This is a genomic window from Knoellia sp. p5-6-4, from assembly GCF_029222705.1.
Lineage (GTDB): Bacteria > Actinomycetota > Actinomycetes > Actinomycetales > Dermatophilaceae > Pedococcus_A.
This window is the reverse complement of the sequence record NZ_JARGZF010000001.1, coordinates 447,529-465,927: the sequence shown is the minus strand read 5'-3', so window position 1 is coordinate 465,927 and position 18,399 is coordinate 447,529. Positions and strand designations below refer to the sequence as shown.

The 18,399-nt window shown below is 70.2% G+C and carries 18 protein-coding genes and 1 riboswitch; of the genes, 9 read left to right on the top strand and 9 right to left on the bottom strand.

Features of this window, described 5'->3' with window-relative positions; genetic code table 11:
• The first annotated feature begins 45 nt into the window (after positions 1 to 45).
• The 4 genes from P2F65_RS02245 (at position 46) to P2F65_RS02230 (ending at position 2,320) form a co-directional block, all read left to right on the top strand.
• Positions 46 to 249, top strand: a complete 204-nt coding sequence (locus tag P2F65_RS02245; RefSeq protein WP_275803728.1) for a DUF4177 domain-containing protein — start codon at positions 46 to 48, stop codon at positions 247 to 249.
• A 3-nt stretch (positions 250 to 252) separates the two neighbouring features.
• Positions 253 to 1,473, top strand: a complete 1,221-nt coding sequence (gene rocD, locus P2F65_RS02240) for an ornithine--oxo-acid transaminase (protein ID WP_275803726.1) — start codon at positions 253 to 255, stop codon at positions 1,471 to 1,473.
• Between the two features lie 81 nt (positions 1,474 to 1,554).
• Complete coding sequence (locus P2F65_RS02235; protein WP_275803724.1) at positions 1,555 to 1,920, top strand: hypothetical protein; 366 nt, start codon at positions 1,555 to 1,557, stop codon at positions 1,918 to 1,920.
• A complete protein-coding gene (locus P2F65_RS02230) occupies positions 1,913 to 2,320 on the top strand; it encodes a hypothetical protein (protein ID WP_275803721.1) in 408 nt (135 codons plus the stop codon). The genes P2F65_RS02235 and P2F65_RS02230 overlap by 8 nt, the downstream gene beginning before the upstream one ends.
• Here the strand turns inward: P2F65_RS02230 and P2F65_RS02225 are convergent.
• Positions 2,292 to 2,579: a DUF1905 domain-containing protein gene (locus P2F65_RS02225; RefSeq protein WP_275803719.1), complete on the bottom strand. Its 288-nt coding sequence runs from the start codon at positions 2,577 to 2,579 to the stop codon at positions 2,292 to 2,294. The two genes, P2F65_RS02230 and P2F65_RS02225, sit on opposite strands and share 29 nt — an antisense overlap.
• A 66-nt stretch (positions 2,580 to 2,645) precedes the next feature.
• Entirely contained in the window at positions 2,646 to 3,113 is a 468-nt protein-coding gene (locus tag P2F65_RS02220; protein ID WP_275803717.1) for a nitroreductase family deazaflavin-dependent oxidoreductase, read from the bottom strand.
• Positions 3,114 to 3,275: 162 nt separating this feature from the next.
• Here P2F65_RS02220 and P2F65_RS02215 point away from each other — a divergent pair, with 162 nt between their 5' ends.
• Positions 3,276 to 5,672, top strand: a complete 2,397-nt coding sequence (locus tag P2F65_RS02215; RefSeq protein WP_275803715.1) for a phosphoketolase family protein — start codon at positions 3,276 to 3,278, stop codon at positions 5,670 to 5,672.
• Positions 5,657 to 6,766, top strand: coding sequence for an acetate/propionate family kinase (locus tag P2F65_RS02210; RefSeq protein ID WP_275803713.1), 1,110 nt, complete (start codon positions 5,657 to 5,659; stop codon positions 6,764 to 6,766). Before P2F65_RS02215 ends, P2F65_RS02210 begins: the two co-directional genes overlap by 16 nt.
• A 37-nt stretch (positions 6,767 to 6,803) precedes the next feature.
• Here the strand turns inward: P2F65_RS02210 and P2F65_RS02205 are convergent, their stop codons facing one another.
• Entirely contained in the window at positions 6,804 to 7,064 is a 261-nt protein-coding gene (locus P2F65_RS02205) for a hypothetical protein (RefSeq protein WP_275803711.1), read from the bottom strand.
• Between the two features lie 399 nt (positions 7,065 to 7,463).
• Between P2F65_RS02205 and P2F65_RS02200 the strand changes: the two genes are divergently transcribed.
• Complete coding sequence (locus tag P2F65_RS02200) at positions 7,464 to 8,021, top strand: dihydrofolate reductase family protein (RefSeq protein WP_275803709.1); 558 nt, start codon at positions 7,464 to 7,466, stop codon at positions 8,019 to 8,021.
• A 217-nt stretch (positions 8,022 to 8,238) separates the two neighbouring features.
• Positions 8,239 to 9,612 (top strand): alpha/beta fold hydrolase, encoded by a 1,374-nt coding sequence (locus tag P2F65_RS02195; RefSeq protein WP_275803707.1) that lies wholly within the window; start codon positions 8,239 to 8,241, stop codon positions 9,610 to 9,612.
• 4 nt (positions 9,613 to 9,616) lie between these two features.
• Here P2F65_RS02195 and P2F65_RS02190 read toward each other — a convergent pair whose 3' ends face one another.
• Together P2F65_RS02190 and P2F65_RS02185 are read right to left on the bottom strand one after the other, a co-directional pair.
• Complete coding sequence (locus tag P2F65_RS02190; protein WP_275803705.1) at positions 9,617 to 10,279, bottom strand: hypothetical protein; 663 nt, start codon at positions 10,277 to 10,279, stop codon at positions 9,617 to 9,619.
• Positions 10,280 to 10,560: 281 nt separating this feature from the next.
• Complete coding sequence (locus P2F65_RS02185; RefSeq protein ID WP_275803704.1) at positions 10,561 to 11,022, bottom strand: DUF6318 family protein; 462 nt, start codon at positions 11,020 to 11,022, stop codon at positions 10,561 to 10,563.
• Positions 11,023 to 11,515: 493 nt separating this feature from the next.
• Positions 11,516 to 11,630, top strand: a riboswitch (SAM riboswitch).
• Positions 11,631 to 11,797: 167 nt separating this feature from the next.
• Between P2F65_RS02185 and P2F65_RS02180 the strand changes: the two genes are divergently transcribed.
• The gene (locus P2F65_RS02180; RefSeq protein WP_275803702.1) at positions 11,798 to 13,120 is read left to right on the top strand and encodes a bifunctional o-acetylhomoserine/o-acetylserine sulfhydrylase; all 1,323 of its coding nucleotides are present in this window, start codon (positions 11,798 to 11,800) and stop codon (positions 13,118 to 13,120) included.
• 133 nt (positions 13,121 to 13,253) lie between these two features.
• Here the strand turns inward: P2F65_RS02180 and P2F65_RS02175 are convergent, their stop codons facing one another.
• Genes P2F65_RS02175 through P2F65_RS02160 form a run of 4 tightly spaced genes read right to left on the bottom strand, consistent with a single transcriptional unit; the run spans position 13,254 to position 18,394 of the window.
• Positions 13,254 to 13,865, bottom strand: a complete 612-nt coding sequence (locus P2F65_RS02175) for a histidine phosphatase family protein (protein ID WP_275803700.1) — start codon at positions 13,863 to 13,865, stop codon at positions 13,254 to 13,256.
• Between the two features lie 7 nt (positions 13,866 to 13,872).
• The gene (locus P2F65_RS02170) at positions 13,873 to 16,512 is read right to left on the bottom strand and encodes a multicopper oxidase domain-containing protein (protein WP_275803698.1); all 2,640 of its coding nucleotides are present in this window, start codon (positions 16,510 to 16,512) and stop codon (positions 13,873 to 13,875) included.
• On the bottom strand, positions 16,509 to 17,645 hold the full coding sequence (locus tag P2F65_RS02165) for a hypothetical protein (RefSeq protein WP_275803696.1): 1,137 nt from the start codon (positions 17,643 to 17,645) through the stop codon (positions 16,509 to 16,511). Before P2F65_RS02165 ends, P2F65_RS02170 begins: the two co-directional genes overlap by 4 nt.
• Entirely contained in the window at positions 17,642 to 18,394 is a 753-nt protein-coding gene (locus P2F65_RS02160) for a helix-turn-helix domain-containing protein (RefSeq protein ID WP_275803694.1), read from the bottom strand. The genes P2F65_RS02165 and P2F65_RS02160 overlap by 4 nt, the downstream gene beginning before the upstream one ends.
• Positions 18,395 to 18,399: the final 5 nt, after the last annotated feature.

Genomic DNA, 18,399 nt, shown 5'->3' with positions numbered 1-18,399 from the left:
CGAAAGGCCCGGGCGGTGTGCGCCGGCGGCGGTTAGTGTCGGCTCATGCGATACGAGTACAAGGTCGTGCAGCTTCGCGAAGGCCTCATCGGGGGAAAGATGTCCGCCGACAAGCTCGAGAAGGTGCTCAACGAGTGGGCGTCCCAGGGCTGGCGGGTGAAGGCCATCACCTCGGCCGAGGTCAAGGGCCGGGTGGGGCCCGGTGGCACGGAGGGTGTGCTCGTCACGTTCGAGCGTCCGGTGGGCTGACCCGTGAGGCACTCGTCGGCTGAGCACATCGAGCTCACCGAACGCTACGCCGCGCACAACTACCACCCGCTGCCGGTGGTCCTCGAGAAGGGCGAGGGCTGCTGGGTCACCGACGTGGAGGGCCGGCGCTACCTCGACTGCCTGGCCGGATACTCGGCCCTCAACTTCGGGCACTGCCACCCGCGGCTCGTCGCCCGGGCTGCCGAGCAGCTCCAGAAGCTCACCCTGACGAGCCGGGCGTTCTACAACGACCAGTTCGGGCCCTTCGCGCGCGACCTCGCGTCACTCTGCGGCAAGGACATGGTGCTCCCGATGAACACCGGGGCCGAGGCCGTCGAGACCGCGATCAAGGTCAGCCGCAGGTGGGGCTACCAGGTCAAGGGTGTCCCCGCCGACCGCGCCAGCATCATCACCATGGACGGCAACTTCCACGGCCGGACCACCACGATCATCAGCTTCTCGACCGACCACGTGGCGACCGCCGACTACGGCCCGTTCACGCCCGGGTTCCCCCGCGTGAAGTACGGCGACATCGACGCCATCGCCAACGCGGTCGACGAGACCACCGTCGCCGTGCTCTTCGAGCCGGTGCAGGGGGAGGGTGGCGTCATCATCCCGCCGGACGGCTTCCTCCGGGACCTGCGGACCCTGTGCCGGGAGCGCGACATCCTCATGGTCGCCGACGAGGTGCAGTCGGGCCTCGGGCGCGCCGGCACGACGTTCGCCTGCGACCACGAGGGCGTCAAGCCCGACATCTACATCCTCGGGAAGGCGCTCGGCGGCGGCCTCTACCCGGTCTCGGCGATCGCGGCCGACGCCGAGGTGCTCGGCGTCATCACCCCGGGCAGCCACGGCTCGACCTTCGGCGGCAACCCCCTGGCCGCAGCCGTGGGCAGCGAGGTGGTCGCCATGCTGCAGACGGGGGAGTACCAGCAGCGCGCCATGGTGCTGGGGCAGCGGCTGGAGGCCGGCCTGCGCGAGCTCGTCGGCCAGGGCGTGGTCGGCATCCGAGTGCGCGGCCTGTGGGCCGGGGTCGACGTCGATCCCGCGCTGCTCAGCGGACGCGAGCTCTGCGAGGGCCTGCTCGAGCGCGGGGTGCTGGCCAAGGACACCCACGGTTCGACGATCCGGCTCGCGCCCCCGCTGGTGGCGACCGAGGACGAGATCGACGTCCTGCTCGAGGCGCTGCGCGACACCCTCGACGAGGCGCAGCTCTCGGCCTGAACCCGCCGGCCGCCTGGGCCAGCGACCGGGTGCGCTGCCCGGCCACCGCTGCGCACACCGGTGCCGGATAGCCTTGCCCGCGTGCTGTTCCCCCTGACCGTCGCCATCTACGCCGTCTCGGCAGCCCTGGCCCTGATGGCCGGCTGGTACGCGTGGCGTGACCGGCTGATCGACGACCGGCTGCTGCTTGTCGCGGGCCTGCTCGAGCTCGGCCTGCTGGTCCAGGCTGTGGTGGTGCTCGTGACCGTGGGCGACGTGGGCGGGGGCGGCGCCGAGAAGGCGACGTACGCGGCATACGGGCTCACGCTGCCCTTCATCCCGCCGGCCGTCGCGTTGCTCGCGATCAAGGAGAAGACCCGCTGGGCGATGGGCGTCATCGCCGCGGGCGCCTTCGCGGTGGCGATCATGACCGGCCGCCTGCAGCAGATCTGGGACCTCCATGGCTGAGGCCAGCACGAGCACGCGGTCGGGTCCCGGGGTCGTGCTGGTGGCGGTGTACGCCGTGCTGGCCCTGGCCGCGACCGGCCGCTCGGTGCTGCAGATCAGCGAGTACTTCTCGCGAGCACCCGTGGCCTACCTGCTCTCCGCGCTGGCGGCGGTGGTCTACATCGTGGCCACCGTGGCGTTGGCCCGGGGGAGCCGCACCTCCTGGCGGGTCGCCCTGGCGGCGATCCTCATCGAGCTGGTCGGGGTGCTCGTCGTCGGGCTGGCGTCCTACGTCGTGCCCGAGGCGTTCCCCGACAAGACGGTGTGGTCGCACTTCGGGTCCGGCTACGGCTACGTGCCGCTGGTGCTGCCCGTCCTCGGGCTGTGGTGGCTCAACCGGACGCGGCAGCCGACCCGCTGAGCCGCTCGAGGAGCTGCACGGTGACCTCGTCGCCGGCCTGCTTGCCGATCGCCCGGCGGACCGAGGCCTTGACGGGCAGCTTGTGGTTGCCGTCGCCGAGGGCCATGAAGGCGCTCTCGAACGGCTCGCCGTCGACGGTGCCGCGCACCTTCACCAGGCCGCGCGTGCCGAAGTAGCTGGCGGACTCCGGCCAGATGAGGTAGGTCCACCCACCAGGGGCTGGGCTCCTCTGCAGGGTGGCGGTGAACTCGACGTCCATGACGGCCTCCTTCGCGAGGTCCTTGTCGGCTCTACACCATGGACAGACCGGTGCGACCGGCCGTCCTCATCGCCGGTGGGAGGGGCTCTGCGCGTCGTCTTCCGGGTGGGGCTCGAGCAGCAGCACGGGGATCATCCGGTTGGTCTTCTGCTGGTACTCCGCATATGGCGGGTAGGCCTCGACGCAGCGCTGCCACCACTCCTCACGCTCGGCGCCGTGGATCTCCCGGGCCCGGGCGGTCCACGTCCTCGTGTCGTCTTGGAGGTCGATCACCGGGTTCTTGCGGAGGTTGGCGTACCACTTCGGGTGCTCTGGCGCGCCGCCCTGGCTGGCCACGGCGGCATACACGCCCTCGTGCTCGACCCGCATGAGCGGCACCTTCCGCACCTTGCCCGACACCCCCAACATCGTGAGCAGCACGACGGGGCGGTTCATGATGTGCACCGCGCGGGTGGTGCCCTCCGCCTCGATCGTCTCGACCTGCTCGCGGACCCAGCCGCGTGGGCTCGGGACGTACTCACCTTCGATGGCCATGCACCCATCCAAACAGGCGACCCGCAGGCACGTCACCGTCCCGGACAAATCCGGACGGGTCGGAAGTCCTGTGGCCCCGCGCGGTGACCCCTGACAGGGTGGGCTGCACGGCATACGGCGTCGCGCGTCCGCGCGGTGTCCGGGGGTGAGTGAGGAGCGTTGATGCGCAGGGTCACGGCAGGCGAGCACGGGGCGACACTCGACGAGAAGGCGCTGGAGGGGGTCGACGCGTACTTCCGGGCGACCAACTACCTGTCCGTCGGGCAGATCTACCTGCTGGACAACCCGCTGCTGAAGGAGCCGCTGGCGCCCGAGCACATCAAGCCGCGGCTCCTGGGGCACTGGGGCACCACGCCCGGGCTCAACCTCATCTACGCACACTGCAACCGGGTGATCCGGGAGCGCGACCTCGACATGATCTACATCATCGGCCCAGGGCACGGCGGCCCGGCGATCGCGTCGAACGCCTGGCTCGAGGGCAGCTACAGCGACGCCTACCCCTCGATCCGCCAGGACCTGCGCGGGATGCAGCGGCTGTTCCGCCAGTTCTCGTTCCCCGGTGGCATCCCGAGCCATGTGGCGCCCGAGCTGCCGGGCTCGATCCACGAGGGCGGCGAGCTCGGGTACTCGCTGGCGCACGCCTTCGGTGCGGCCTTCGACAACGCCGACCTCGTCGTGACGTGCGTGGTCGGTGACGGCGAGGCCGAGACCGGTGCGCTAGCGACGTCGTGGCAGTCGACGCGGTTCCTCGACGCGGCGCGCGACGGTGCGGTGCTGCCGATCCTGCACCTCAACGGCTACAAGATCGCGAACCCGACGGTGCTCTCTCGCATCGGTGACGACGCCCTCGCGAAGCTGCTCGAGGGGTGTGGGTGGAAGCCCTACCTCGTCGAGGGCGACGACCCGACCCAGGTGCACCACGACATGGCCGCGACCCTCGACACGGTGCTCGACGAGATCCGCGCCATCCAGCAGCAGGCCCGCTCGGAGGACGGCTCGACGCCGACGCCGGGGGACCCCGAGGTGCTGTGGCCGATGATCGTCCTCAAGACGCCCAAGGGCTGGACGGGGCCGGACAAGGTCGACGGCGTGCAGGTGCAGGGCACCTGGCGCTCGCACCAGGTGCCGCTGGCGTCGGTGCGCGGGAACGCCGAGCACATGGAGGTGCTCGAGGGCTGGCTGCGCAGCTACCGGCCCGAGGAGCTCTTCGACGCCGACGGCCGGCCGGTGCAGCTGCTGCAGGACTGGGCGCCGAAAGGGGAGCGCCGGATGGGCGCCAACCCGCACGCCAACGGTGGTCGGTTGACGGTCGACCTCGACCTGCCGGACTTCCGCGCCTTCGGGGTGGAGGTGCCCCGACCTGGAGGCAGCGAGGCCGAGGCGACGCGGGTGCTGGGCGGGTTCCTCGCCGAGGTGATGCGCCGCAACATGAGCAACTTCCGGCTGTTCGGGCCGGACGAGACCGCCTCGAACCGGCTGTCGGCCGTCTTCGAGGTGACCAACAAGACGTGGAACGCCGACGTGCTGCCGACCGATGAGCACCTCGCCCCGGACGGGCGGGTCATGGAGGTGCTGTCCGAGCACCTGTGCCAGGGGTGGCTCGAGGGCTACCTGCTGACCGGTCGGCACGGCCTGTTCAGCTGCTACGAGGCGTTCATCCACATCATCGACTCGATGTTCAACCAGCACGCCAAGTGGCTGAAGACGACGCAGCAGATCGAGTGGCGGGCCTCGATCCCGTCGCTGAACTACCTGCTCACCTCGCACGTGTGGCGGCAGGACCACAACGGCTTCTCGCACCAGGACCCGGGGTTCATCGACCACGTGGTGAACAAGAAGGCTGAGGTCATCCGGGTCTACCTGCCACCGGACGGCAACTGTCTGCTGTCGGTGGCCGACCACTGCCTGCGCAGCCGCGACTACGTCAACGTCGTCGTGGCCGGCAAGCAGCTGCAGCCGAACTGGCTCACGGTCGACGACGCGGCAGCGCACTGCACCCGTGGCATCGGCGTGTGGGACTGGGCGAGCAACGACGAGGGGTCGCCCGAGGTGGTGCTGGCGTGCGCCGGGGACGTGCCGACGCTGGAGACGCTCGCGGCGGCCGACCTGTTGCGTCAGTACCTGCCGGACCTGCGCGTGCGCGTCGTGAACGTGGTCGACCTCATGAAGCTGCAGTCGGCGAGCGAGCACCCGCACGGGCTGCCGGACGCCGAGTTCGACGCGATCTTCACCTCCGACAAGCCGATCATCTTCGCCTACCACGGCTATCCCTGGCTGATCCACCGCTTGACGTACCGGCGCACCAACCACGACAACCTGCACGTGCGCGGCTACAAGGAGGAGGGCACCACCACAACGCCGTTCGACATGGTGGTGATGAACGACATGGACCGCTTCAAGCTCGTCATGGACGTCATCGACCGCGTGCCGGGCCTCGCGACGAGGGCCGCGGTGGTGAGGCAGCAGATGGCGGACAAGCGCTCGAGCCACCACCGCTACGTGCGCGAGCACGGGGAGGACATGCCGGAGGTGCGCGACTGGACGTGGCCGCAGTCATGACGATCGGCCGGGTGCTGGTCGTCAACGCCGGGTCGTCGAGCCTGAAGCTGAGCGTGCTCGACGAGTCGGACTCCATCGTCGACAAGCACGAGATCGACCACTGGGACGACGGCGACGCCTCGGTGCTGCACTCCGTGGCCGGGGACTGGTCCTTCGACGCGGTCGGCCATCGGGTCGTCCACGGCGCGGACATGACCGACCCCGTGGTGGTGGACGACGCGGTGCGCTCGCAGATCGAGGCGCTGACCTCGCTCGCGCCGCTGCACCAGCCGCGGGCGCTGGCGGGGATCGACGCCGCCCGCAAGGCGTTCGGCGACGTTCCCTCAGTGGCGTGCTTCGACACCGCCTTCCACGGCACGCTGCCCGCAGCCGCTTCGACGTATGCCGTGCCGGCGGTGTGGCGGGAGCGGTGGCCGCTGCGCCGGTTCGGCTTCCACGGGCTCTCGCACGCGTATGCCGCGCAGCGCACGGCTGACCTGCTGGACCGGCCGCTCTCCTCGTTGAGGATCGTGACCTGCCACCTCGGGGCGGGGGCGTCGCTGTGCGCGGTGGCGGGCGGTCGCAGTGTCGACACGACGATGGGGTTCACGCCGCTCGAGGGACTGGTGATGGCGACGCGGTCGGGGACCGTTGATCCCGGCATGGTGCTGTGGCTGCTGCGCGAGGGCGGGCTGTCCGCGGACGAGGTGAACGAGGGGCTGGAGCACGAGTCGGGCGTGAAGGCCCTGGCCGGCAGCGCGGACCAGGCGGAGGTGCTCTCGAGGGCCGAGGCGGGTGACGAGGAGGCCTCGGCGGCCATCGACGTCTACGTGCACCGGCTGGTGCGCGAGATGGGCGCGATGGTCGCGTCGCTCGGTGGTGTCGACGCCATCACCTTCACCGGTGGGGTGGGGGAGAACGCGGCCTCGATCCGGATCCGGGCTATCGCCGGGTTGGGCTTCACGGGCGCGCGGGTCTCGGCGTCGGACAACGAGGCCCCCGAGCTCGACGCGCTGGTCCACGCTCCTGAGAGCTCGGTGGCCGTCGCGGTGGTGGAGGCCCGCGAGGACGTCGAGATCGCCCGTCTGGTGCGGCAGGTCGTGGGTCGTCCCTGAACGATCCGGCTACGGGTGCACCAAGCGGCTCGGATCTTCATCCCGCCCAGGACTCGAGATCCCTGCGCTGGCGGACGAGCTGTGGGGGTGAGTCGTAGCGATGGATGAGGACGTCCAGGGCCCTGAGCGTCTGGAGTCGACCGTCTTCGTCGATACGCCCTGTCAGGCGTAGGAGTGTGAAGCCGGCGCCGATGGTGATGGTGGCGGCGTCGACCTGCCCGCCGGGAGCGGGGAGACCCGGTCCTTCCGGGTTGTCGAGCTCGGAGGCGATGTCGGCGAAGCGACTCTCCTCGACCACGTCGGCAACCTCGTGGAGCATGTTCGCCGCGCCAGACTCGGAGGGCCGCGATGTCTTCTTCGCCGGTCAGAAGAAGGAGGGTGTTGAACGTCGCCTCGTGGCCCGCTGCCGCCATGGCAAGCACGACGTCTTCGGGGCTCGCCGCTGTCGCCACCCATTGCGGCAACGTAGCGGGGCCAGAAGTGCTCGTGCTGTCAACGGTCGGGCGGGTTCTGAGAGATGCCAGTTGAGCGCGGCCTCAGGGCGCTCCTCGATGCAATGGGAGTGCAGGGCTCGATTCTCCGGGGATGACGGTGTGACCAGAGGTCGTAGGTGGGCAACGATGAGTTCCGGGTCGTGCGGAGGTCGAAGCCTGCAGGACCGCTGGCAGGCTGACGCGCTCGTACCCGGAGGAGACGCATGGCAAAGCTCATCTACTCGATGATCACCTCGCTCGACGGCTACGCCGAGCCGGCGGAGGGCGACCTCGGCTTCGGGGCCGAGGACCGGGAGGTGCACACCTTCATCGGCGACCTCTTCCGTCCCGTCGGCACGTACCTCTACGGCCGACGGATGTACGAGACGATGGTCTACTGGGAGACCGCGCACACACTGCCCGACGTGCCGCCGCACATCCTGCACTACGCGCGCGACTGGCAGGCGGCGCAGAAGATCGTGTACTCGACGACGCTGGAGTCGGTGTCGAGCGAGAAGACCAGGATCGTGCGGACGTTCGACCCTGACGCGGTGCGCGAGCTCAAGGCCGAGGCTGATCATGACCTCACCGTCGACGGCCCGAACCTCGCGGCCCAGGCGATCGCGGCCGGCCTGGTGGACGAGTACCACCTGTTCATCACCACGAGTGTGGTCGGCGGCGGCAAGCGGTTCTTCCCCAGCGGGGTGCGCCTCGATCTCGAGCTGGTCGAGGAGCGTGCCTTCGGCAGCGGGCTGATCTACGCGCGCTACCGGTCCCGCTGAGCCACACCGGGTTGGTGACGCTGCCGGGGGCCGAGCCGGCAGCGCGGAGACTGGCCGCTTGGGCTGTGGCAAGGCGATCTCAGTCCCTGCTGCTGGCATATCCCGGCGATGCGTTCCGGATGGCACCGCGTGGGCCCGGTTGGGCTATTCCGGGTTCGCGCCGCCGGGGCGCATGCTCGATGGGGGCGTGGACCCGACCAAGGGGAGAGGATCCGTCATGACCCAGCGAAGTGCGTCCGAGACCTCGGACGCCGCCCGGGTTGCTGCCGCTGGGCCAGGGTCACGGCGCAGGCATCTCGGTGGTGTCGTGGTCGGGTCGCTGGCTGCCGGTCTCGTAGCGGCGTTCGTCCTTCCGTTCCTACCCGTGGGCGCGGTGGACGTGAACTTCTCCGCTGCGATGGTGCTGTTCGGCTTTGCGATCGGGTGGGCGCTGTTGGCGGTGCTGTCCACTCGGTTCACCGAGCAGCCACAACGCTGGGCCGTATCGCCCGCGGTCTTCATGGCGGTGGCTGGGGTGATGGTGCTCGTGGCCCCCGACCCCGTGGTGGACGCGCTGGGATGGGTCTGGCCGCCCGCGCTGCTGGTCTTGGTGGTCTGGGCATGGACCCGCGCCAGGCGCGACATGCACAGCCGGGCCAGGGTGTGGCTGCTGAACCCGGTGTTGGTCGTCCTGGTGCTCCTCGCCTTGGGCGGGGCCTACGAGAGGATAAGCCAGTCCACCGCACCGACGGTTGCCATGCGCGGGCAGCTCGTCGACGTGGGACCGTACCGACTCCACTTGGATTGCACTGGCTCTGACGGCCCGACCGTGATTCTCGAGCCCGGTGCGGGCGGCTCGGCGGCGTCGATGGGGTTGATCGCTCCCGCGGTGGCCCGTGACAGCCGGGTCTGCGTGTACGACCGAGCGGGGCGTGGTTGGAGCGATCCTGCTGCGAGTCCGCCCGATGGTGCGCAGATCGCCACAGACCTCCATGCGCTGCTGGACCGCGCACATGTTCCGGGTCCGTACGTGCTGGCCGGGCATTCCTTCGGCGGACTGTACGTGCGGACGTATGCCGCGATGTATCCCGACGAGGTTGCCGGACTCGTCCTGGTCGACTCCACCGCCGCCAACAACAAGCCCGTCTCCCAACCCAAAGCGGGTTCGTACAGCCTTGTGAAGCACGCGTCCACGTTGTTCGCGACGACCTCTCGGCTCGGGCTTGGTCGGATCCTCGCCGACACCAGTTACTCGGATCTACCGCCGCAGTACCGGGACGATGCCCGTGCCACCGCCGCCACCGCGAAGGGAATGGCCGGAGTCCTCGATGAGTACGGCGTCGCAAGTCGATCCGCGGCTGAGGCGGGGAGCCTGCGCAGCCTCGATGCGAAGCCACTGATCGTCCTGACGGCCGAACGCGGAAACTCCAAGGGGTGGATGGCTGACCAGAACCAGACAGTCAGGCTGTCCGCCAACAGCCTTCATCGGGTCGTCGCAGGGGCGACCCACGCTGGCTTTGTGGAGGACCCGGTCCACGCCGCAGCCGTCACCCGAGCGATCCACGACGTCGTCATAGCCCTGCGTACCGGGGCACCGCTTACGCACCCCTGAATCCTCAGTTGGTGTACAGGCGCGCCTTGGCCTCACGGACCTCGAGCGTGGTGACGGGCTCGTTCTGCAGGTCTGCGACGGTGTCGATGTCGATCCAGTCGCCGCCGTTCACGCGGAACTGTCCGGTCAGCCGTGAGTCGACGCGGACCTGAGCGGCCTCGATCGGCTGGGTGTAGGTGTGCTTGACGCTGCCGTCGGGGTAGCCGCCACCGGCGTCCTTCACGGTGCCGGAGGAGGAGCCGTCGCCGTAGTGGAAGTTGTAGGACTCTGAGTCGATCTTGAACTCCACCGACCAGGACAGGAGCTGAACGGGCTTGCTGACCTCGCCGGGCTGCAGGCCGCTGTCACTCGGCCAGGTCCCCTCGTAGAAGGTCGGGAGGTTGACCAGGGTGACGTTGCCCTTGGGCTCGATGCGAACCGTCGGCCTCGAGAAAGGCAGGCGGCGAAATGCCTGTTGAATCTGCCCCATCGTGGGGATGGGCGGAGGCGCAGCGGCCGCAGGGGCGGCCTCGGTCCCGCACATGTCACCGACGAGTTGCCATGGGCTGTTCGCCGGCTCTGCCGTGCGACGCCAGAGGTAGTACAGCGGCTTGTCCGAAGGGGGAGTGCGATATCGACAGGCGGTCAGGGCGTACGAGCAGTTCGTGACGTCACTGCTGCCCTCCATGCTCCGAACGCGGTTCGAGCCACAAGCCAGCGTGAGTCGGTACTCGTATGCAGGCTTGTCTCCGTTGCGGGCAGGCTCGGCATTGGCCGAATTCTTCGGTGTCGCTGGCTGGACAGGAGTCATGAACCCATCTGCAGTGACCGCACCGATGGTGTCGTTGGTGACCTCAGTTGCGGGTGGAGGTGGCGTAGGAACTCCTCCGGCGCTCGCAGGCCCTGCCGTCGAGGTTACGGCTGCACCAGACAGGACCACTGCCGTTGCAGATGCCAACAGCCGCGACGTCATTGTGCAACCCGCAGGTCATCGACTTCCCAGTTGTTGTCATCCCAGCGCATAGTCAGTCTGAAGTTGATGCTGGCCGCCGCCACCACCTTCGCCACGCTGCCGTCGGCGTTCAGCACTTGCTTTCGTGCATCTTTCGCCAGCACGTCTACAACCGGTCGCTCGGACGTTCCCTCGGGGCGCAGCATGGTTGTGTCCACCGTCAGCGCAACCCGATCAACGTGCTGGTTCTTCGCGCGATAACCATTGACGAGGTCTATGAGCGACTTGCAGCCTCCGCACGAGTCGCTACTAAGGGCTTCAAGGGAGGCCGCGTCCGCGCTAAACGCCGACTTGGAATAGGTCAGTAGATAGAACTTCGCGAAGGCTTTGGCGCCTTCCTCTGTGTGCTGACGCGCCGCGGCGGGAATGCTGACGGCGGCAGTGGGCGAGGGCGGAGACGTCGTGGCCGAGCTGGACACCGTCGCGCTCGTCGTCGCGCTGCTCGACGGTCCCGAGGAGGTGGGCCCCGTTTGCGCGCCGGCACCGTCACTGCAGCCCGCCAACGCAAGCGCCGCGGCAACGCCGACACCGAAGACTGTGGCTCTCGCGTATCCGGCCAAAACTCTCCCCATCTCGACCCTTGGAGGGCGCTGCCCTTCACAGCACACTGTGGAGCCGAGTCTACGGATCTGTCGCATTGGGACCATTTGGTCTTTCCACAGCCGTGTCTCGCCGACTGGCTCCCACCTGGGCCAACGAGTGGGGGCGGCTTCGGGTCACGTCACGTCCGAAACGACGTCAAGTGCAGAGGGGACCGGTCCCCGTGTTGTGGGGCCGGCACCTCTGCATCCCCTGTGAGGTGTCCCCACGAGGAGCCTGTGCCCACTGAAGCCCGCGCGCCACCCGATTGCACCGTCCGCCATGAGAGACAGGCGTGCACTGCGTCTGAGAGTTATGCCTATCATCACGGCAGGTCATGAGTGCCAGCGCCAAGCCCCGGCTCGCTGGCCGGCAACCCTCCAACCGCGGTGGGGTGCCCCGGGTGAAGACCTGGCGAGCGGCATGACGTCGATCGCAAGCGCGGGAGACCTCATCACGTGTCCCGCACCGTCACCGACGGTGCTCATCACCGCCGTCGGTGACGCCCCAAGGGCTCCGGCACGTACGACGACCGCAGTCCGACGGGCGTCTCGGGCGCAAGCCCCGACTCGTGCACACACGGCATACCGAACCTGATGTGAGAGGACACCACCGATGAGCGACACCCCGAACTGGTCCTTCGAGACCCGGCAGATCCACGTGGGACAGGAACCCGACGCCGCAACCGGCGCCCGCGCGCTGCCGATCTACCAGACCACGTCCTACGTCTTCAAGGACACCGACCACGCTGCGAACCTCTTTGCGCTCAAGGAGTTCGGCAACATCTACACCCGCATCATGAACCCGACGCAGGACGCGGTGGAGCAGCGCATCGCCTCCCTCGAGGGCGGCGTCGGCGCGCTCCTCGTGGCTTCGGGCCAGGCCGCCGAGACCCTCGCGATCCTCAACATCGCCGAAGCCGGCGACCACGTCGTCGCCAGCCCAAGCCTCTACGGCGGCACCTTCAACCTGCTCAAGCACACGCTGCCGAAGTTCGGGCTCCAGGTCACCTTCGTCGACGACCCCAACGACGTCGAGTCCTGGAAGGCGGCGGTGCGGCCCAACACGAAGCTGTTCTTCGCCGAGACCATCTCGAACCCCAAGTCCGAGGTGCTCGACATACAGGCCGTGGCAAAGGTCGCCCACGACAACGGCGTCCCCCTCGTCGTCGACAACACGATCGCCACGCCCTACCTCATCCGCCCGCTCGAGTGGGGCGCGGATGTGGTCGTGCACTCCGCGACGAAATACCTTGGGGGACACGGCACCTCGATCGCAGGGGTCATCGTCGACGGTGGCACCTTCGACTACGGCAGGGATCCCGAGAAGTTCCCCAACTACAACACCCCCGAGGAGAGCTACCACGGGCTGGTGTTCGCGCGGGACCTCGGGGTCGGCAGCGCGCTTGGCGCCAACCTCGCCTTCATCCTCAAGGCACGGGTGCAGCTGCTGCGCGACCTCGGTGCGGCCATCTCCCCGTTCAACGCCTTCCTCATCGCGCAGGGCATCGAGACGCTCAGCCTTCGCCTCGACCGACACCTCGAGAACACCCACCAGGTCGCGAGGTTCCTCCAGGGCAACGACCAGGTCGAGCGTGTCGTGTGGGCCTCACTGCCCGAGCACGAGAGCTACGCCAAAGCAAAGACCTACGCCCCCAAGGGTGCCGGCGCCGTGCTCGCCTTCGAGATCAAGGGTGGCCTGGAGGCGGGCAAGCGCTTCGTCGAGGCCCTCACGCTGCACAGCCACGTGGCCAACATCGGCGACGTCCGATCGCTGGCGATCCACCCGGCGTCCACGACGCACTCACAGGGGCCCGACGAGGACCGCCTCGCCGCCGGCGTGACGCCCGGCCTCGTTCGCCTCGCCGTGGGCATCGAGCACATCGACGACATCATCGCCGACCTCGAGCAGGGCTTCACCGCCGCCAAGAACGCCTGACGGGGATCAGGGGAAGGAGCAGGGGGACAAGCAGGGGTATGCCGTGGGGCTGGGACCGAGCGCGCGTCGCCACCCAGCCCCACGGGTCTGTCACGGGCATGCCGCGAGTGCCCGGACGAGACGAGAACCCCTGCTAGAGAGGGAGTGGTAGGGGCTTTCCGGCCCACCTCGTGCACACCCAGCCCGACGAGTCCACCTCCACCTCGACGGCCTCACCGTTGCCGAGCGGGTGGCGGTCGACGAACGAGGGCGTCACGTTGCGGCACAGATGGCTCAGCCCGAGCTCGATGATGCCGCCGTGCGACACCAGCAGGACGGCCTCGCCGCGGAACCGGTCGGCGACCTCCTCCACCACGTCTCGCAGCCGGGCGATGACGTCGTGTCCCGTCTCCCCGAAGATGGTGCCGTCGAGGTCACCGTCGAGCCAGGCCGCATAGACGTCGCCCGGCTCGTCCTTGTCGCAGAGCGGGGGCGTCCAGCGATCGTCGTTGATGAGCTCGCGCAGGCGGTCGTCGGACACGACCGGCAGGCCCAGGCGTTCGCCGACGATCGAGGCCGTCTGCTGGGCCCGCTCCATGGTGCTCGCCCACAGCGCGGCCACGCGCAGCTCGAGCACCCGCCCCGCGAGCTGCTCGGACTGGTCGACGCCCGTCGACGTGAGCAACCTCGGGCCACCGCCGTCCGGGGTGGCGGCGTCGCCGTGGCGGGCCAGGATGATCCGGGCAGGGCACTGCAGATCGGCCATGTCTCTCCTAACGCGTGACTCGCAGTATTCCGTGGGCGCCGCGCTCCGCGTCCACCATGATGTGCGAGACGAACGGGTAGTGGCCTGCCTCGGTGGCCTCGAGCTCGACGAACCCGCCCTGTGCGGGCTGGAGCGCGAGCGCCTGCGCACCCCCGACGCTTCCCGGTTGGCCACGCCTCAGGACGTAGGCGCCCTCGCTGAACACGGTGTCGAACTGGCCTCCCACGACGTGGAAGGAGCTCGGGCGGTTCGGCCCGGCGTCGAGCACCCACAAACGTATCCGCTCGCCGACCCTCGCCGTGAGCTCGTCGTGGTCGTACTGGTTGGCAAAGCCGTTGAACACCACCGCATCCGGTCTCTCTGCAGCCACCTTGGCCGGGTCGGCGGTCTCGCCCTGCCCACCGAGGTACAGCTCGGACTGCACGAGCAGGTACTCGCGCTCCACCTGCGGCAGCGCAGGTGGGTCGATCACCACGGCGCCGAACATGCCGTTGGCGATGTGCAGCGACATGGGCATCGAGCTGCAGTGGTACATCCAGATGCCGGCTCGCTCGGCCGTGAAGGAGAACGTGAGCGAGGTCCCGGGGAGGATGGTGCGCATCGGCTCGTCCGGGGCCAGTGCACCGGCGTGGAAGTCGATCGAGTGCCCGGTGCCCGCGTCGTTGCGCAAGGTCACCTCGAAGCGATCCCCCACGCGGCCACGCAGGACCGGACCCGGTGCCGTGCCGTTGAACGTCCACAGCTGCTGCCGGACACCGACGGCCACGTCGCGCTCCACCTGCTGGGCGGAGAGCGTGACACGGTGAACCCGCTCCGCCGGCGCCGGAGCCAGGCGTGCGTCACGAGCAGTGAACCCGTCTGCCGGCTCGGCCATGAAGTCGGGGACTGCGGCCAGCCCATCGGTCCCCGTCGGGCCCGGCGCCGCCCCGTGCTCGGCTGAGTTGGTACCGCCCCCGTGCTGGGGGAGGTGCACACCGGTCGCGCCGACCACGTTGACGGAGAACACCATTCCCATCTGCCGATGACCCGCGATGGTGCACCAGCCTTCCAGGTCGCGCCCGACCACGATGACCTCCACGCGTCCCGTCTGGCCGGGGGAGAGCCGGCCACTGCGCTCCCCGGACTCGAGCGTGAGGTCGTGCACGTCGCTGCCGCGGTTCACCACCTCGACGACGAGCCGGTTGCCCGCGGGCACGTCGACCGAGGCTGGGTGGAACCGCATCGACCTCGCCTCCACGCGCACGGTGGTCGTCTCGCCGGTGGCTGCGGCGGCCGCCGCTGCCGAGGCGCCCGCCCCCAGGGCTGCCGGGTCGGCCGCCACCCCCACCGCGACTGCGAGCAGGACGGCAGAGAGCCCCACCGCGGCAAGGCCGGTGTGACGCGCGCGCACCTGCTCCAGCGGCTCCGGGACGTGTCGAGCCGGTGTCGTCGGGGCCGCGTCGCCCGACCTGCCGGCACGAAGCGCCATGGGCAGCAGGACCAGGAACGAGGCGTGCACTGCCAGGACGAGCGCGGAGACGCACACCCGCACCAGGCTCGGGGCGGGCAGGAGCAGCAGCGCCAGCCCGAGGTTGGCCACGACCACCCGGAGCGCGGCCCCGCGGTCGAGTGCCGCGCCCGTGGCGCGGACGACCGACGGTCCACCGCCGCGCACCACGGGGAGCAGGTGGCTCAGCGCCCCGAGCAGCACCTGCACCGCGAACCCGGCGGCCAGGGGCACGGCGACCTGGCTGACCGCCTCGTCGGCAGCCGACCAGTCCCGGGCCTGCAGGAGCGAGACGGCGAGCCACGCCAGCGCCACGGTGAGCCAGGCCACCGCCGCGAGCACCGACCACGCGGCATACGACCGGGGTGGCCGCGCTCGGGAGGCCTCGAACATGGGCCGCAGCGACCACAGGGCGGCGGCGAGGTAGGCGGCCACGGCGAGGGCCGTCAGGGTCAGCGCGCCGGCCAGGGCGCCGACCACGACCAGGACCAGTGCCGCGACGAGCAGCGGCAGTGCCTGGCGCGAGCACCGCTCAGCACCGGGTGAGATCCTCGTGCGCAGGATCGTGGGCCACAGCGTCAGCAGCGTGCCGAGCACCGTGATCCCGACCCAGCCGAGCACGTTGGCCGCGACGTGGGCCAGCACGAGCCGGCCGTGCAGCGCCTCCGCCGGGCGATCGGAGAGCGCCGTGCCGAGGGCTGCGCCGACGGGCAGGCAGGCTGAGGCGGCGACGTAGTAGCGGACCGAAGCCCCGAACCGGGAAGGCAGGGCAGCGCGGGCATGCAGGGCGATTGCGACGCCGTGGGCAGCCACGGCGACGCCCACGGCCACCGCGCCCACGAGGGTCAGCGCCCTGGTGTCGGTGAGGATTCCGGCCACCACGGAGACGACGCCCGCGTTGAGCGCCGCCAACCTGACCGCCTCACCGCGGCGAGAGCCGGACGCGGTCCTGAGCAGCGCCCGGGCGAAGTGCGCGCTCCACACGAGGATCGCGTTGGTGACCGCTCCGAGGAGCAGCAGGTGGACGAGCAGCCATCGAGCAGCAGGCACGAGCTGGTGGGCGAAGGCGACCAGCACCAGCGCGAGGAGCCACACGATCACCGGGGCGTTGACGGCAAGGTGCCACCGGAGCCGGCTCGGGCCGGGCGTCGCGGCGGTCACCGGACGACCCCGACGGAGATCGCCTGCGGCGCCGTCGACGACGAGGCAGCACCTGTCGCGCGCACGCGCCGGGGTGCGGCTCGCGCCGCGGACCAGACGAGGGTGCCGAGGAAGAGCAGCACCGCGACGGCGTTGAGGAGCCCACCGACCTCGGTGGCGGTCTGGAGCCCTCGGGCGTCGCCGACCAGGGTCCGCAGCACGAGCGAGGTGTGCAGGAGCAGGACCGGCGCGTACATCGCCGGCCGGTAGGGCAGGCGGACCCGCAGCACGGCCGGGAGGATGACCGGCGCGTGGGCCATGATCATCGACAGCGTGAAACCCAGGAAGGCGGCGTGCACCAGCGCGTCGTAGGTCGGGCCGTCGAGCACCACCCCCACAGCCAGCCACAGGGCGCCGGCGACGGCCAGCCATCCGTAGCCGGCCAGCAGGCACACGGCGATGAACCGGGGGAGCCCGCTCGCCCTCACGGTGCGACGCGCGACGTCGTGGGCGGCGAGCCAGGCGACCAGGGCGAGCAGCGAGAGCCCGAGCAGGGTGAAGCCCGCCGCCGGCCACAGCAACGACCCGACGACCGACACGGCCACTGCGGTGCTGGCGCCGAGCAGCGCTGCGGCGCCGCCCGATCCGAGCATCTCGAGGCGTGCCAGCTCCAGGCGCTCGCCCGCGATGGTGAGCACCACGAAGCCGGCGAGCCACGGCAGCACGCGCGGCACCGGGACCCCACCGAGCCAGAGCACGGCTGCTCCGCCGGCCAGCACCGCGCCGACCGCCTGCACGAGCACCGCGTCATCGCGCAGACGGCGCCAGAGGGCGACGTAGACGGCGACCAGGGCGGCGGTACCGGCTGTCAGCACCGCCTGGCCGACCCGTGGCGACACGGGGGCCACCAGGAGCAGGGCGCCGCCCCCCAGCAGCAGCGGCGCCGCGAATCCGGGACGGCGGCGCAGCGCCACCGCCCGCTCGAGGGACACCAGGGTGCCCACGAAGCCCAGCACCAGCAGTGGCCCGTGGACCTCCGGCAGCCGCTCCGGCACCGGGGCGACCGGCACACCGAGGAGGGCCAGGCCGGCGTCGACCCCGAGAAGCAGGGCCAGCCCGGCCGGGACCAGGAACGGCAGGCGCCGCCAGGTCATCGCCCGGACCCGCCAGCCGGCTGCTCCGGGCTGCGGGTCGTGGCGCCGGTCAGGTGGAGCAGGCAGGCCCCGGGCTCCGCGAACGGCACCAGGCTCGTCCGGTCGCTGCGCGTGTGCCAGGTGTCCAGCGCCCCACGCACGATGCCGAGGTGCACCGAGCAGACCACCGCTGGCTCCTGGCGCGCTGCCGCGATGAGCGGGCACTGGCGCAGCCGCACCGTCTGCGTGCTGCGGTCGGCCTGGGGGTCGAAGCCGAGCCCGGCGAGCAGGTCGACCACCTCCCGGCGTGCGCCGGAGGGTGAGGTCGGGCTCTTCCGCTGCGCTGCGAGCTGCTCTCCCCAGACCCGTCCCGCCTCGACCGCATCCTCGCGGGGCTGAGAGCTCGTTCGGGCGAGCTGCATCGCGAGCGCCGTTGCCAGGCCGGCGTACTCGCGCACGACGGGCTGTTCGGCCGACGTGGCTGCGTAGAGCCAGGCCGGCCTCCCTCGACCGATGGCGCTGGCACGCTGGCGGCTCGCGAGACCGGCCTCGACCAGCGCGTCGAGGTGCTCGCGGACGGTGTTGGGGTGCTGGCCGGACCTGCGCGCCAGCTCGGCAGCCGTGACGGGTGCCCCCTGGCCGACGAGCAGGTCGTGCACGGCGGCCGCGGCACGGCTCGGGGCGCCCTCCGCCGTGACCGCGGCGGAGGCGGCGCGGGGGCCCAGTCCGGGGGTGGCCAGCCGTTGCTCGACGCTGGTTGGAATATTCACGGAAA